The sequence below is a fragment of the Xenorhabdus aichiensis genome (assembly GCF_028598775.1).
Lineage (GTDB): Bacteria > Pseudomonadota > Gammaproteobacteria > Enterobacterales > Enterobacteriaceae > Xenorhabdus > Xenorhabdus bovienii.
The window spans coordinates 95,125-110,838 of sequence record NZ_JAQRFO010000010.1 but is presented as its reverse complement, the minus strand read 5'-3'; the positions used below and the strand labels follow the sequence as shown (position 1 = coordinate 110,838).

The 15,714-nt window shown below is 44.6% G+C and carries 19 protein-coding genes and 2 pseudogenes; 2 read left to right on the top strand and 19 right to left on the bottom strand.

What is annotated here, in order from left to right:
* The 5 genes and pseudogenes from PSI22_RS06985 to PSI22_RS06965 all read right to left on the bottom strand — a co-directional run.
* Positions 1–872 (bottom strand): annotated as a pseudogene (locus tag PSI22_RS06985) (phage tail protein); the annotation flags it as partial.
* Positions 865–984 carry a GpE family phage tail protein gene (locus tag PSI22_RS06980; protein WP_010845423.1) on the bottom strand — a complete coding sequence of 40 codons (120 nt, stop codon included), beginning with the start codon at positions 982–984 and terminating at the stop codon, positions 865–867. The gene PSI22_RS06980 and the pseudogene PSI22_RS06985, both read right to left, overlap by 8 nt.
* Positions 985–998: 14 nt before the next feature.
* Positions 999–1,316, bottom strand: coding sequence for a phage tail assembly protein (locus PSI22_RS06975; RefSeq protein WP_012987900.1), 318 nt, complete (start codon positions 1,314–1,316; stop codon positions 999–1,001).
* A gap of 105 nt (positions 1,317–1,421) precedes the next feature.
* Positions 1,422–1,940, bottom strand: a complete 519-nt coding sequence (locus PSI22_RS06970) for a phage major tail tube protein (protein WP_012987901.1) — start codon at positions 1,938–1,940, stop codon at positions 1,422–1,424.
* Positions 1,941–1,951: 11 nt separating this feature from the next.
* Positions 1,952–3,124: a phage tail sheath protein gene (locus tag PSI22_RS06965; protein ID WP_038201953.1), complete on the bottom strand. Its 1,173-nt coding sequence runs from the start codon at positions 3,122–3,124 to the stop codon at positions 1,952–1,954.
* A gap of 365 nt (positions 3,125–3,489) precedes the next feature.
* Here PSI22_RS06965 and PSI22_RS06960 point away from each other — a divergent pair, with 365 nt between their 5' ends.
* Together PSI22_RS06960 and PSI22_RS06955 are read left to right on the top strand one after the other, a co-directional pair.
* Positions 3,490–5,133 carry a tail fiber protein gene (locus PSI22_RS06960; RefSeq protein ID WP_273579130.1) on the top strand — a complete coding sequence of 548 codons (1,644 nt, stop codon included), beginning with the start codon at positions 3,490–3,492 and terminating at the stop codon, positions 5,131–5,133.
* Positions 5,134–5,135: 2 nt separating this feature from the next.
* A complete protein-coding gene (locus PSI22_RS06955; protein WP_273579129.1) occupies positions 5,136–5,564 on the top strand; it encodes a tail fiber assembly protein in 429 nt (142 codons plus the stop codon).
* A 26-nt stretch (positions 5,565–5,590) separates the two neighbouring features.
* On the opposite strand, the gene PSI22_RS06950 is transcribed toward PSI22_RS06955, so the two are convergent.
* The 14 genes and pseudogenes from PSI22_RS06950 to PSI22_RS06885 form a co-directional block, all read right to left on the bottom strand.
* Positions 5,591–6,208 (bottom strand): tail fiber assembly protein, encoded by a 618-nt coding sequence (locus tag PSI22_RS06950; protein ID WP_273579128.1) that lies wholly within the window; start codon positions 6,206–6,208, stop codon positions 5,591–5,593.
* Positions 6,208–7,809: a phage tail protein gene (locus tag PSI22_RS06945; RefSeq protein ID WP_370689009.1), complete on the bottom strand. Its 1,602-nt coding sequence runs from the start codon at positions 7,807–7,809 to the stop codon at positions 6,208–6,210. The genes PSI22_RS06950 and PSI22_RS06945 overlap by 1 nt, the downstream gene beginning before the upstream one ends.
* A pseudogene (locus PSI22_RS06940) lies at positions 7,804–8,670 on the bottom strand (phage tail protein); the annotation flags it as partial. The gene PSI22_RS06945 and the pseudogene PSI22_RS06940, both read right to left, overlap by 6 nt.
* On the bottom strand, positions 8,667–9,275 hold the full coding sequence (locus tag PSI22_RS06935) for a phage tail protein I (protein WP_038201971.1): 609 nt from the start codon (positions 9,273–9,275) through the stop codon (positions 8,667–8,669). The gene PSI22_RS06935 and the pseudogene PSI22_RS06940, both read right to left, overlap by 4 nt.
* Positions 9,268–10,176, bottom strand: coding sequence for a baseplate assembly protein (locus PSI22_RS06930; protein WP_038201973.1), 909 nt, complete (start codon positions 10,174–10,176; stop codon positions 9,268–9,270). The genes PSI22_RS06935 and PSI22_RS06930 overlap by 8 nt, the downstream gene beginning before the upstream one ends.
* 8 nt (positions 10,177–10,184) lie before the next feature.
* Entirely contained in the window at positions 10,185–10,535 is a 351-nt protein-coding gene (locus PSI22_RS06925; RefSeq protein WP_038185717.1) for a GPW/gp25 family protein, read from the bottom strand.
* Positions 10,532–11,167: a phage baseplate assembly protein V gene (locus PSI22_RS06920; protein WP_038201976.1), complete on the bottom strand. Its 636-nt coding sequence runs from the start codon at positions 11,165–11,167 to the stop codon at positions 10,532–10,534. The genes PSI22_RS06925 and PSI22_RS06920 overlap by 4 nt, the downstream gene beginning before the upstream one ends.
* 169 nt (positions 11,168–11,336) lie before the next feature.
* Complete coding sequence (locus tag PSI22_RS06915; RefSeq protein WP_038201979.1) at positions 11,337–11,837, bottom strand: lysis system i-spanin subunit Rz; 501 nt, start codon at positions 11,835–11,837, stop codon at positions 11,337–11,339.
* Positions 11,834–12,373, bottom strand: coding sequence for a lysozyme (locus PSI22_RS06910; protein WP_038197092.1), 540 nt, complete (start codon positions 12,371–12,373; stop codon positions 11,834–11,836). The genes PSI22_RS06915 and PSI22_RS06910 overlap by 4 nt, the downstream gene beginning before the upstream one ends.
* A 1-nt stretch (position 12,374) precedes the next feature.
* Complete coding sequence (locus tag PSI22_RS06905) at positions 12,375–12,650, bottom strand: hypothetical protein (RefSeq protein WP_038197093.1); 276 nt, start codon at positions 12,648–12,650, stop codon at positions 12,375–12,377.
* A gap of 9 nt (positions 12,651–12,659) precedes the next feature.
* A complete protein-coding gene (locus PSI22_RS06900; protein WP_273579127.1) occupies positions 12,660–12,863 on the bottom strand; it encodes a tail protein X in 204 nt (67 codons plus the stop codon).
* A gap of 235 nt (positions 12,864–13,098) precedes the next feature.
* A complete protein-coding gene (locus tag PSI22_RS06895; RefSeq protein ID WP_038197096.1) occupies positions 13,099–13,335 on the bottom strand; it encodes a DinI-like family protein in 237 nt (78 codons plus the stop codon).
* A gap of 18 nt (positions 13,336–13,353) precedes the next feature.
* Positions 13,354–13,566, bottom strand: coding sequence for a hypothetical protein (locus tag PSI22_RS06890; protein ID WP_273579126.1), 213 nt, complete (start codon positions 13,564–13,566; stop codon positions 13,354–13,356).
* Between the two features lie 114 nt (positions 13,567–13,680).
* Positions 13,681–15,663, bottom strand: a complete 1,983-nt coding sequence (locus PSI22_RS06885) for a replication endonuclease (RefSeq protein WP_273579125.1) — start codon at positions 15,661–15,663, stop codon at positions 13,681–13,683.
* Positions 15,664–15,714 lie beyond the last annotated feature (51 nt).

Here is a 15,714-nt window from a genome sequence, read left to right as displayed (position 1 = left end):
GCAAATACATCCAGGGGAGCGGTTAATTTATTCAGGGCCTGAATTCCCAACTGCACAAATGCATCCAGTGTGGATTTTAATTTATCCAGAGCCTGAACACCTAATTGTGCAAAGAAATTCAGACTGGCTTTTAATTCTTCAAAAGCTTTAAGCCCCAACTGTGCAAATGCATCCAGACTGGATTTTAATTTATCCAGCGCCTGGATTCCCAACTGCGCAAAAATATTCAGACTCACTTTTAAAGATACAAAAGCCTGAATACCCAACTGCGTAAATATATTCAAACTGACTCTTAACGAGTCGAATGTTTTTATACCAACATTTCCAAATAGTTGTATATAACCAACCAGAGTTTGAAATACTACTTTTACTGCACCAGTAGTTACATTCAAAACCGCATTAATTTTATTCAGAATACTAAATAAAATTGTTATCTTTGGATTGATATTAATGACCAACTTATCTAACAATGTAAAATTGTTAGTCATATTCCCCGTTACACCAAGATTAAATTCGCTTTTTTTACTGGATGAATTTTCCTGTTTGATAATCTGGGTAGTTTGAATAATATTAGCTGATTGACTGGCAGCACTAACCTGCATCGTTCTTGTCGAATTCTGCCGCACAGATAAAGATTGTTTAATTGTTTGATTATAGGCTTTAAGATCGGTGCGTATACGCGCAGTTTCCTGCGCATAACCCACGATAGGCTTTAAGCTCTCAACGGTCTTATTGAGTTTTTTGAACTGGTTATGAATTTTATCGACTGAATTTTCCAGCTTTTTATGATGCCGTTGAAAAGATTTAAAGGAACCGGTCAGCTTTCCAACGGTACTCAGCACCTTGTTTAGCTGTGACTGTATATTACTCATTTTCTGCACCACTTCTTAAAATGGCCCGATGTCGCCAATCCAACAGTTCCGACAATGACATTTCATCTGTCACTGCCGGTGACCAGTGAAAAACGGTGGCGATATCCGCCACCAATTCATCAACGGTTAATTGTTCTGGGAATCGGACTTGACCGACTTCGGCAACAAAAAATTGACCACCTCCACACTGAGATTAATCAGATCACCAGGTGACATCATCATTAGGTCATTTTTGGTCAATACAGGAGTGGTAACACGCGGCAGGACAAGCAGCATAGAATCCACATCCATTTCCAGCAGCGCCTGTAAACGTGCACCGCGCAACGCACCACTGGTAGGTTTGCGTACCATCACTTCCGTGATTTCGCCGTTACCTCGCGCCAATGGAGCTTCCAATTCGATGGTGCGCAGATCGTCATTTTGAGTGTTCAGTGTTTCTGTCATGGTTCAACCTTGTTTATCCGATTAAAAACCTGTCCCAGCAGGCATGATTCAAACTCCAATGAGACAGGAAATAAGTTTTAAAAAATCTAATTGCTAAAAAAGCGATTAAAAAAGACCGATATTGCGGCGATGCTGCTCCAGACGATCTTCTCCGCCCACTTTCTCAACCATGTTGATGGTGTCGATTTCAATCAGCTCTTCGCCATCCCATGTCAGTTTGAAATAAGTGTTTTTCGCGGTGATTTTGGTCTGAGAGTTATCACCTTGTTTATAAGTGCCGTGATCAAACTCCTGGAAGCGACCACGCATCACAACTTCAACCGCAACCACATCACCGGTATCTTCGCGCTCAAAAGAGCCAGCAAAGCGCAACATAACGCCATCTGCTGTCGCAATGCCCCACTGCTTATACAGTTGAGATTCAATACCGCCCAGAGTGAATTCCGCATCCAATGCGCCTTCATCCAGACCCAGATCCACCATTGCGCTGCCGTTCATGCCGGCGCCACGATAAGCTTCCAGCTTGCGGCTTAACTTAGGAAGAGTCAGTTCTTCCACGATCCCCTGATAGTTGTTGCCATCATTGAACAAATTCAGGTATTTAAGTTTGCGAGGTAATGCCATCAGTTAGCCCCTTATTTATTGATACTTTTAGCGAAATTCATCAGGTAACTATCTGTAATGCGCTGGCGTAACATCATGTTTTCCAGTGGCGGTACAGGTGTATAGTCGTAATCGATGGTCAGTTTGCCTGCTTTCAGCGTGTCTTTGTCGTTGGCTTTTTCGTCATACCAGCAACGGCCATCGATGATGTAACCACCAGATTTCAGTTCGCGGAACTTGGCATTAATACCTTCGATAATGTCGCGTACCAGTGATGGTGTCAGTGGTTTGTCGATTGCCCACATATGTGCATCAGCCATGGTGTCAGCCAGAACTTGAGCGGTACGGGTATAGCTTTCGAACTGGAACAGTGTGTCATCAGAGCAAGTACGGGAGCCCCAGAAACGGAAGCCGTTTTTGCGGATCAGCGTAGTGATGCCACTCTTGTTCAACAGATCAGCGTCAGTTGCGGTATCTTGCAGATCCCAGAAGACATCAGCAGACAGACCGGTGACACCGTTAACACCCACGTTGGACAGTGTTTTGTGCCAGCCAGTTTCCTCGTCGATTTTGGCACGCAGGCCCAGAGCACGAGCGGTCGCATAAGCGATAGACTCGCTATTGGAAACAGTATCCCAGCTCAAGAAATCCGGCCAAATCAGCATCAGCTCACGCTGATTGAAGTTGTCGCGGTATTTGATGACTTCAGAGATATTTTTGCTGCCATAAGCGCTGACATAAGCCATTGCTTTCAGTTTCTGGGCAACGCTGGCCAGTTCAATTGCAACCGCTTTTGAATCCAGACCCGGAACACCCAGAATACGAGGCTTAACACCGAGCTGGCTTTGTGCTGCCAATAGTGCCTGCATACCCGTTTTCTTACCTGCATCAGTGACACCACCGATGATGTTAGAAACGGTTACTTCTTCAGATTCGCCCTCAGCCACACGAACAACGACGGTGACAGGCTGAGCCTGATCAGCAATCGCTTTCAGTGATGAGTACAAAGTTCCCTTTTTCCCTGCTTTGCCACTGGCGCTCATAACGTCAGTAATCAAAACTGGAGTGTTTAATGGAAATGTTTTTTCGTCTGCGTCAGGACCAGTACAAACCATACCCACGATAGCTGTGCTAACTGTGGTGATGGTGCGAGTACCTTCATTGATTTCCTGTACACGGACACCGTGATGATAATCTTGTGCCATTTTAGCGTTCTCCTGTTAAGGTGTGCCGCTATATTGACGGATTGGGTAGGGGAAATCATTCGATGGGAAATGTGTGGTAGTGGATACAAATGCGTTTTGGTATTTTTGTTTTAAATCAATTAGTTAAATGAATAAATATTAATTCTCAGGATGTTTTTGAGGATATTTACAGGTGCTATTGGATAGAAATCCAAATTACTCAAATAACACACTCAAATTGATTACTTTTCACACGCCAATTAGTTCATTATTTATACTTATCCACATTTTTATAGGCAAATTGCTATTTTGGTTATTTTTTGATAGCCAAAAGTGGCTTATTTGAGACGTTGTTTTTTGGTTTTCAAGGTGTGTGGGAGGTGATTTTGGCGTCGGATCGTCGGGATCAAGGGATTGTAGAAAACCTCGGTTTGGCGGAAACCAAAAACCAAGCACAAAATGCGTTGCCACGCAGTGGGGGCGAAGTCACCGGTGATATCACGATTTCTACTGACAGTGAGATATCTTGGCGCAGAAATACAGATATGGCCGCAATTGGTTTTAAAAACACCGGAGATGGTGATACCGATTCTTATATGTGGTTTAAAACCGCAGATAATGGTAACGAGTATTTCAAATGGCAGCATAGCCTCTCTGGGGGAGGAACCAATGAGTGGATGAGCCTGAAATCAGATAATCTCCGTGTGAAAGGGCATCAGGTCTATCATGAAGGACATAAGCCAACTGCTGAGGCAATTCAGGCCGAACCGCGTTTTAATACAACGATTGACCTGACTGGATTGAGCAGTGATCGCTATTACCCGGTATGGTGGCGATTTCCATCGAATGATGGAGCGAATTCTTGGCTGACTATGCATCGCTACTATGCAGAAGACAGAGAAAAAGAGCCATTTGGGAAAGGAGTGACTCACCTTGCTGGACTGTCGTTGCAGATTGAAGGAGGCGATACTCCATGGGGAGGTGATGCTCATTATCTAAATATTAAACGTATTCATCAAAGATACCGTAATACAGTAAAAAATATTCGTTATGGCATGATGAGCATTGCCAGACCGATTGAGGGTAAATATCCACTCTATCAAGATGCAAAGTCCGGGGATATTGTTGAATGCTATACTCTTAGTGGCTGTTATTTACGAGGTGGTTTAACTTACCATGTGACAAGTAATTTTTCCGGTATTCGTTATTCTCGTAATGAAGAGGAAGTTGAAATCGATAGTTCCTTGCAGTCCTATAATAACTTTGAAATCAAATGGATGGCAAAATCCTATGCGATTGATGATCCTATATTAGGAAAAGAGTATGACGATACCGTTCTACCTTATGCACATGATTACGCAGAAACTATCAATTTGGCTACTAAGAATGCCGTGTCTAAATCAGCGATCACTCAGTTTTCAGGAAATTCGGCTGAGCAGGTAATGAGTCAAAAAGTAGTGACATCTCTGATTAGTGAACGGATCACGAAATCAGAAGCTGATGACAAATACCTGCCTAGATATAGTAAACTTGACACACAAGTTGGACTTTTAAGTATTAATAATGGAAGTAACTGGCCAGGATTGGTTTATGTTGCTGAAAATGGTCACCGTATAGGTATAGAAGGAAGTCAAGGTAAAATTCTCACAATCTGGGCTAATGATCCTGCTGATAATCGGCTCTACAATTTACAGACTCCACAAAAAAGTGGAACACTTGCAACATTGGATGATATTGTTGCCACAAAAAATACGTCTAAGAAAGATCCTAATGGGTGGTGGAAATGTGGTGATACAGGTCTAATCATTCAGTGGGGAATTGTAGAAAATGAAATTGGAGCAGGTACTATTGATGTTCCTTTGTCTATTAATTTTCCAACAAGAGGGTTATGGGCAATCGGTTATGTAAATGATGCTATAGATTACGAAAGGGATAATTGCTCATCCTCTGCAAAACTGTTAAACAATGAAAAAATAAGAGTTACTGTTGATAATAGTCTTCCTTCAGTTTGGCTCGCAATGGGGTATTAATCATGTATTTCTATAGTGCTAAAAAAAATGCATTTTTTCCAAAAGTATTAATGCAGGATTATATCAATGCAGGTTCATGGCCAGATGATGGTATTGACGTTAGCGATGATGTTTATTCGGAATTTGTAGGTAATATACCCCCTAAAGGTAAGATACGTATTGCTGGTAAGGATGGCTTACCGGCATGGGAAGATATTCCTCCTCTAACCCAAGAAGAACTATATAGGCAAGCAGAAGTAAAGAGAAAACAATTAATGATTTACGCCAAAGATATAATTGCTCCTCTTCAGGATGCTGTTGATCTAGGTATTAATACGAGTATAGAAGAGTCGGCGTTAAGTGAATGGCGAAAATATAGAGTAAGACTTAATCGGATTGATTGTAGTATTGCCCCAAATATCGAATGGCCTAAACAACCAAAAATAAAATAATTACAGGGGCATTATGCCCCTTATTGTTATTCCGGTTTTTTAGGCCAACCAAATTCTTTGATATTTGAAATATCAACATCGATCAATTTAACACTATAAATTTCCCACTCGCGCAATAGTGAAGTTTCCTCATTTGATGCCATATCAAGTCTAGTTTTACGTTCCAACTGAATAATTCTTTGTTCAGCTTCATGTAACAGTGATTGCTTTTGACTCTCCAATTGCTGTAATTCATGTTGTTTCTGTGCATTAATATCTGTCACCCATTGTTTACCGTTCCATTTATCGAATGATGATTTAGGCTCTAGCAGAGTTAATTCAGAAGGTAATTCTCCAACTGACTGTATTTTATGGGATTGTCTGGTTTTTATATGATAAGCATTTTTCCCACGATAATCCGGTATATTAATCCATGACTTTCCATCAATACTACGACAAACAGCGATATCTACCGATTCTGGTAGTTCTGGAGCATCTGGATAAGCCCCAGCAGACAAGCTAACGCCAACGACAGTGCGCTCCATATCTGCACAGGTATATTCTCTTGTTTCGGTATTAGTCCGATAAACCATTACCCAGCCATTAGAAGTTGCAAAACCATTTTTATCAAATTTTGGTGTTTTAATATCAGTTGTATATTTCATTATGCTGCTCTCACTATATATATAAATGCGACATTACGGGGACGAGCTGATACATAAGCCCACCAGTCATAACGTTGAGATAAATTAGGGGAAGAAATCCATTTTTTTTCTTTAATACTTGCCCATTGTGCGTCAGTCATGGGATCTCCAAATACAACGCCGGGAGAACCAACAAAACTAATATCCCCTGTATCGTTATCATCTAAACCTGAAATGATAGTACCTTCTTGGTGCGTTAATATTCCCCTATTTGGATCTGCGTTCCGTCCATTATCCAGTCCACGAACAAACTCACCACGTAAATCTGGTACAGTGCCGGAAGGATATGCCATTGCCAATTTTGGGTATTGTGATTTATCAAACTGTTGACCATTACATTCAAAATAACCTTCAGGTGGATTAGTATGAGACCAAGGTAGGGGGACACCAACAGGAATATTAGTTAATGGATTGATATCTTCTTCGGTTAAAATACGCTTACTTCCTCTGAAATTACCTTGGTCATCAAAAGCATATGTAGATAACCTAAAATAACCTGAATATCCTCCATAAGAAAAAGAAATTCCTCTTGCATGTTGAGCACTTTGTTCATTAGGATGAGCTATATGAATTGCCAATGCACCAAGCCCCTCTAATCCCTCATTAGGTCTTAAAAATCCTGATAATCCTAAATTGCGTGAATTCGTATCTTCAGCATAGTTTGCGGCTTTAGATAAAATATAACCTGTTGTTTTTGTATTTGTATTCAGCTGAATATATCTACCATCAAAATTCCCATAGTCACCCGGTACAACCTGTCGTCCTACTTGCAGCCCCTCTCGGACATAACACCCACCTAATGTATCGATATTTGTAATACCCTGTCCACGTAGATAGTGGCTAAACGCTGGCTTTGACGGAGTTCCATGGTTATAGCCTAAATAGGTTAATGCATCACCTATATTGTTATCGTCTGACCGAGTAAAAACACTAATTGCTCCAGTACCATTCTTCGTTCCATAAAATGTAACTGGTTGTTGAATCTCTCCACCGGAATTTTTATTAAGCGCATTCTTGGCTAGATTGATAGTTTCCTTATAATGTGAATCAAAATTTGAATAATCTTTCAAATCAATCTTAGCAACGTCTAGCGTACCATTAGGGAATAGATTCAACGCTCGCTCATTATTAATATTGATTCCGTAGCCCAAAATATCTGTATCACCACCACGAACAACCCCAGTTTGAACTGAATTAGTATACCACTCGTATTGGGAGTATGATGCGAGTTCTCTTGCTGGTCTTCCTTCTTTGCCTGCTAAAGACACTAACATGGCTTTATTCTGTTCTGTTGGTACAGTTTCTACCTGTCCAAATGAGAAATTTCCCATATATCGACCACCGTTGGCTGATACAGCATTCTTGGCTTTTTCGACGGTTTCCGCCAAACCGAGGTTTTCTACAAACTTCGGCTTGTTCGGAATATCTGCACCATTCTGGTTTTTCTCCAAACGAGTATTCGCATTATTATTTGCATTAGCCGCATTCTGGTTTGCAGTATTAGCCAACGCTTTTGCTTCATCAACCCGAATATCTGTCTCGCCTTTGGAATATGCACCCACATCCCCAGAATTCAGCGCAATATCCGCATTCAGCGCTTTACCATTAACCTTACGTCCCGTTGGAACGCGGCCATCGGCATTATCATTCGCAGCTTTCGCCTGCGCTTTGGCATCATTCACCCGTGCATCGGTTTCAGTTTTGTTATATGCATCTACATCAGAAGCCTTAAGATGGATGTCTTCCGACAATGCTTTCCCATTCACCTTGCGACCAGATGGCACTCGACCGTTGGCATTATTATTCGCCGCATTAGCAAAGTCATACGCCGCCTTCACCGCTTTCGGTGTTGCCGCATGGGTTTCGCTGTTGCTATCCACTGCGCTGCTCAGGATCACAAATCCCTTCTCTTTCAGCGTCGCGTCAGGATGATTACGGCTGTTCGAATGCTTCTGAATGGAGTCATCAACATATTCGCGAGTTGCCAGAACCACAGACGGGTCAACTTTCAAGGTCACCGACTCGGTACTACTGACAATCAAAATCATGCGGATTGTCTGGGTACGGCCGGAACCTTCCTGTAATTGTGGTTTGTAGCTTTCCGCGCAGTTCCCGACAGCAATCAGAATGCCATCTTTGTCAAACAGGCCGATTTCACGGATCCACCAGCCACCTTCGCTTTCAGGAATAACCTGTTCAGAGATGATCTGGTTAGTGTTTTTGGGATCGATGCTCAACGTATTGATCGCTGCACGACGCTTTTCATTAATCAGTTTGGTCTGCTTAGTATCTGGTGTTGGCAGGCTGCCACCACCATCACCGACGGCCATATGGGTGATTTCAATTTTTGTACCCAATGCCGCAGCATTCGCCAACTTATCTGCGCCTAGCTGCGTCAGCAGCGCAAAATATTTGGTACTCATGGTCTAATCCTCATGTCATCAATAATATGTATGCCCATACCCACAACGTCTGAGCCGGATACTGTTACTTGTTCTGGGAAATAGGGGTAAACCGTCAGCTCGTCACCGCTGTAACTGGCTGCCGAGTAGTAATACTCACCGCGTGTATCCAGATTGATGTCTAACCCAATCAAATGACGGCTGACTGGCTTGGCATCAGAAATCAGTTTTTCCAGTTCTTCGAACATTTCATGGGTGATGCCGTTTTCCAGTACACCAATATCCAGCCGGAAGGTGCCTGGTACATCATTGGTCTGCCACCATTCCTTTACTCGAATGAGATACCCCAGCGGTTCAACGACCCGCCGAATTGCACCAATCGTTCCTTTATGTTTATGCAGGAATAGCGAGCTTTTGATCACTTCTCTTTTGATGCTCTCAGACCAGTGTTCGTCCCAGCGATCCACTGACCACGCCCATGCCAGATAAGGCAGCAACGTTGCCGGACAGGTGTCTGGGTTCCACAGTTCACGCAGCGGCACTTTAATCTTCTGCAACTCGGCACAGGCTTTGGCCGCAGCAAGTTCTAGCTGGGTTGAGCCCATCGGCAGAAGGCGATCATTCATCTGAACCTCCCATCATCAGTGTGGTTTTGGTGCAGTAAGACACCTGAGTTTTATCCAGCACCACATCTTTCAGCGGGGCTTTCAGCTCCACACGCTGGATGCCTTCCACATGCAATGCGGCATAAATTGCCGACAAGCGAATGTCACGCCCCAGACGATGCTGTGCTTCAACGTAGTATTTCAGCTTCTGCTCAGCCGCTTTGCGGATCGGTTCTGATTCCGGTGTCGGGAAGATATACAGCACCGCATCAATTTCATATTCCACAATACTCGCCGACTGGACTTGCAGGCGATCCGCCACCGGACGTACGTTTTCGTCGTTCAGCGCTTTTTCGACTTTATCCAGCAGCTCTTTCGATGCCACGCCTTTATCTTCACGGGACATAATGGTCACGGTGACATTGGCTGGTGACGGGCTGATAGCCGAAGCATCAGCAACCCGACCGTCCGCACTGCGGGCATGGAATTCATAGGAACCCACTGGCCCAGCCACACTCAAACCTTCAAAAGCCTGTGGGATGCGAACACGGTAGTCGTTGTCAGATTCCATTAGCGCTGGTGTCGGTGGTACGGTGGAGTTATCCGCAGGGCTCAAAACCATTCGGGCTACGTTATTGTTCACACCTAATTGATCCAGATCGCTACCTGTCGAATAGGCCACCATCACCGCACGGGCGGCTTCGTTGACGCGTTGACGCAAGAGCAATTCGCGATAAACGTTCTCTTCCAGCAATTTGACCAAAGGTTCTGATTCCAGTTGCAGAGTTCGTGCAATCGCATCCTGCTGTTCTTCTGGATAGAGCGAGATCAATCCTTCTTTGCGCTCTTCCAGCAGTTGTTCATAATCTAGTGGTTCCACCACATCCGGTGGTGGCAACTGGCTTAAATCGATTGTTGGCATGACTTACCTCACCGGGAATGGCTCACCGGAATAGAAAGTGAAAATTCTTTGGCGGATTGATGATAAGTTCCCGCAATATCCACCACCATTTCACCGTTCTGCCGGGTCTCCATTGTGATTGACGTAAGCATCACACGTGGCTCCCAACGGCTGATGGCGGTATAGCTGGCCGCCATGACCTGAAGCCGGAGCGCCGGGTTCTGTGGCCAATCGATCAGTTCTGGCAGCAACGAACCGTAAGTACGGCGTGCTATGCGGCTGCCCACGGAAGTTAATAAAATATCGCTGACAGATTGCCGGACGTGAGCCAGATCTGTCAGTTCTCGGCCCGTTTGCCGATTCATTCCCAGATACATCATACGGGGCCTCCTGATGTGTCACCGCCTGACCTGACGCCGGTGTGTTTATGGGAATCCACGACCACGCCGTTGGAACTGAATGTGCCGCCGGTGTGTTCAATATTGCCCGTCATTTTGCCGCCATTGCGCACGATCAAATTCCCCGTGCTCATTAGCTGTGTACAGATGACTTCCGGTGTATCCAGTGTGATTCTGGTACTGGCGACACAGGTGATTTCCGGGGCGGTAATATGGACGGAATCCGAAGCAGTCACTGTCGCGGTTTTGATGCCGGTCACAGTCAATGCGCCTGATTGCGGTTCATATTCCATCACTGCACCATCCGGAAACTGGATATGCGTCGCTTCTGATGATGTCGATGGCGCCGGAAACTCATCTGAAAAAATCGCAGGCAATACAAAGGCGGTAGTCAGTTCTCCGCCTATGGACAGTAATAAAACCTGCTCACCGATACTGGGCGCCCACCAAGTGCGGGAGTTTCCCGCCCTGGATGTCAACCAGTTCAGCCAGTTGGTTTCAAGGTTGCCTGTTGCAACCCGGCACATACCCTTTGTGGTGTCCACTTGGGTGATGACGCCGGTTCGGATCAGGTTGCGCATTAAGCGCAGCAGTTCAGTGAGTTGTGTGTTCATGACGTAAGAATGCCATGAAAAAACCGGGCAGACATTAAACGGGATTTGTAGGAAATGTCATACAAACCCCGTTTAAAAAATACGTAAAATCAATAGAATAAAAGCCTTCTTCCAACGTGAAAAAAGGCTTTTGGGGTCTGCTGAACGATGTTTAAGTGAAGGACAATATTTACGGTTTACATTGACGAACGACTTCAAGTACATATTGTTGCAGGTAATCTAATTTGGCCTGATCGCTGATGATTCCGGCTCGGATATCGTAAATAGCACGTCCAGCTTTTGCAGTGAGTTCGACTTGGGTTTCATCGCCCACGCTGCGGGAGCCGGTATCTCGGTTTTGGGTGAGCTGACAGGTAGCAAGATTGGCGGCGGCGATTTGCACCCGACGATGACCAGCGGCAATGTCAGCGCGTAAAGCGGCATTTTCTTCGGTAACATAGGTTAATTTTCCTGAATAATAATCATCCAATTGCGCAACCCGACTCTGTGCATTCTTCATCTGTTGGATGGCGGCCAACGTCTCCGAATGCGCCTTCTGACTGATAGTAACAATTTGAGCAGCATGTTGCTGTTTCAAACCCGTCACTTCACTGAGGAACAGTGAACGGTGTCCCCACCAGCCAAAACATCCCCCAATGACAAGGCTGACAAGTAAAGGTACTTTCTTCATCGATCTAATCCCCAGCAAACCAGTTCAGCCTCCTGATCACGCCGCAGAACCTGGCCATAACAGCCATTCGGCTGTCCTTGGGTTTTTCGACAGTCACGTCCGCCGTCATAGACCCAGCGTTTGATCTCTGCACATGCGCCTTTTTTATCGCCGGCGTTGAGCTTGCGATAAAAGGTGGAAGAAAAACATTTTCCGGGGCCGATGTTATACGGGCAGAAACTGGCAATACCGGCAATTTGCGGCTCAGTCAGCGGGACGTGGACGTTTTTCTTCACCCAATCAATCGCCCTGTCGGCTTCAATCCGGTTCAAAACATCACATTGTTCAGGCGCTAGTTTCATTCCTTTATATACCGCTTTGCCATCAATGCGCGTCACGCCGCGACATATTGTCCAGATGCCGCCGCCATCCTGATAGGCAGACAGTCGATTGCCTTCTTTCTCATCCAGAAACTGCGAAAGAATGACAGAAGAACTGGCGCCACCAATAATAAGACCAATAACCACCCGACTGAGTCTGGTTTTGATATCCTGCATATCACAGTTCTCTTGGTGCGTGATGTATCAGCTCGCTGACTATCTTGGCTGATTTCGACGCAGACTCGATATCCAGATTTTCCAGAATGTTTTTCAGGATATTTTTCAGAATCAAGGTACGTTTCATCTGCTCCCGACGGTTAAGTCGATAAGTCAGGATACCGAGGGAAATGCTGGCGAACGCCCCGAGCAGAAAACTCCACTCATATAAAGAAAGGCCAGAAAAAATGGCTGTGATGCTGGCGCAGGCATAAGTTGCGTGACTGTATTTATCCATGCAGACCCCTTAATCCCAGAGCTGGATAATCGGCTTGGTGGCAGTGGGCATGAACTCCGGCATTTCAACTTTCGTTCCATGAGGCAATACCGCGCCAAAATCAGCCAATCCGGGGTTTGACAACAGCACACGTTCCGTCATCCCCAGCGTTCGGCCATAATGACGCCAGCACAAGGCATCAACCGTCTCATTTTGTTGTGCGATAACTTGCATACACTCTCCTTTTCTTTGCAGAAAATAATCAGTAAATCGGAGAGTTATGATCGAATAATCAGAGAAATACCTCAATGAAGTGGCATTGTTGGGAAAATAGTACAAATGAACATCGACGGATGTTGTAAACACATATTATGTAGCACGGGGGCAGGTAATAATTTCCTGCCCCCGTGCTACATAATCCATTATAATAATTTGTCATCCATTGAAGGATATCAACACTCTGTCGGGTTTAATCTGGCAGCCAGCTATCATCTTCCCAGACGCTTTGAATAAGTTCCATCATCTGGTCATGTTCACTACTGTCTTTGGTTCCTGTCACTCTTACGGAGCTACTGCTGCTAACTGCAATTCTAAAATGCGTATCGGGATACTGCGGTAAAATTCTTTTTTTCAGTTCACTTTCAAGTGCAGACATCACTGATTCAGAAACATTAGCTCGTTTATCGAAAAGTATCTCCACTCTCATCATTTTCACCTGCAAAATTTATTCGTCTGTTGAACCTGAATTTCTTAACGCTTTCTCGATCAATATATCGTTTTTTAAACCATTTTTATGGGCGTTAAGTCGGTTTTCATGAGGTTCAGATAGCTCAGCTATCCAGACCAACGCCAGTTCTTTGTCTTCCGCATGATTGCATTCGCAACTTGTTGCCATTCTGGCAATAAAATTAATACGTTGCGCTACCAATGATTCCATAAGAAAGTCCACTGATATACCCGCCTCCATATAAAAACTGTATGTATATACAGTACACGTAATGGGTGAAAAATTAAAGAAGTTTTTACCTTTTCTAGTGACTAAATGTGATAATTAATACCTATTATGTACTGTTTTTGCAGAAATATTTGCCATATTGATTATTTTATCATCCTCATCAATCCTGTAGTTTACATACCTCTTCATTGACCTATCTACCTGTCCATCCGTACAGTTATTGACAGAACTCCAAGAGGGCCATTTAGTGTTTCTTTTATAGACAATCCGTCCTAATGTCGAAACAGCATCAGATTTAGGTACAATAGTCCATTGGTGAATACGTGTGCAGATAAATTCCACACATGACAGAAATGGTGATGTCACCCCTTGTATGGTGTAAACATCTTCCCCATAAGGGCTACCAAACGGGATGTGTTTATAAGACAAACGAATAACCAGATCACGACGAGCAACCCACGGCCCGCCCTGTGCCTGAATATAAGCTGCCCAATTGCCTTCATCGGCTGCCTGCAAAACCGCATTGACTTTGTTATCCGTTAAACACACTTCTCCAAGGCGACGAAGTTCTCGCCAAACGGAAACCGGCGCTCCACCGATTTGCTGAAATTGGCGAATGCGCCAGCGACTCGCCCATGCCGTCACCGATTTCGCCATATCGCGCAGAGGTGCCCCGGTTTGATGATCTTTTTCATCTTCCAGCGCATAACCATCAATATTTTTGGATATATACTTAGCGATATAGCCTGTCGCACTCCCTTTATCAGGATCTATCGTTCTGTAATCAAAACGCGCTTTTTTGGCATCATCGCGCTGTAATTCAGCTTTCTCTTCCTGACAAGCATAATGCTCAAGGATCGCCCTGACCTGCCGCTGATGTTCCGGCAGCATAAACAGCAAAATATGCCAATGAGGAGTACCGTCATGGTGCGGTTCCACAACGCGAAAACCGAATAGATTAATGCCGGCACGGGCGATTGCGGCACGGGATTTTGCCCATATGCCACACAAATAGCGTTGAGTATCGCGAGGAGTCGCACCATTCCAATGCCTGACAAACCCGCCCTGATGCTGAACGGCATGGTATTTTGCTGGTGCCGTAATGGTATAAAATTCACCGATACACCCCATTTTGTCGGCAACATCTTCGAAACCGCGCATTCTGACCATCAATTCACAACGTCGAATAGCAGGATTCGCATTGCTATGAACCACTGTTTCTGCCAGCGAAATCCGCTCTCCGTTCTCATTTTCCAAATCGAAATGTTTAAAAAACTCGCGGTTACGGCGTTTCTGTTCCAACCATTCACGCAAAGCATGGTTCGAAACATAAGGCGATGCGGCTTTTTGTACTTGCCCAACCGCAATTGCCATATGTTCAGACTGGATATCACGCAGACGTTTTAACCGAAAATACCACCAGCGGGCAGACATCATCCGCAACATACCAGCACAAAGTTGATCAACAGACGGAGTTTTACGTCCATGATTAAAACGCTGCCAGTAAGGAGGATTTGTCCCACATTGTAAAGTCAGCTTCGCCAGTAATTGGTATAACTTAGCGACACGGGGGAACAACTCGCTTTCGCTGTCAACAGGCGCAGCTTGATATTGTTGAGAAGACTGCAAGGAATAATGTTCATAGTTGCCCGTAATAAAAATGGATATTTCATGAGCGAGCTTCAAAAGCTGTTTGCGATCGCATGTCACCACCTTTTCCAATTGCTCAATAAAAGGAAAAGGTGTTATGCCTGATATATGATGGGTGAATGAATATCTTGCCTTAACCAACTGCAACCGCGGCAAGACATTTTGTCCAACCGTTCTTCTCAGAAAGGTGTTCGCATCGCGGCGGCCCGAATGGTTAAAGATATCAACATAACGGCGGCTGAAGTACTTCGCCAGAAAATCCGGCATCTGCCCGATATATTGGTGGCGCCATTGGTGATCTTCCGCGTTGACTTCCCATAATAAACGTTCAGCCATTGACACACCCTGCGGTATGCTTGGCTGAAACAGGCCAGACTGTCTGCCTTTGGCAATAGGATAATCACCGTTATGTTCAAAGCCATTATTCATCAATTTCACCATATTAAGGATGTGCGAGTGCCTGACGTACTCATGCCATTT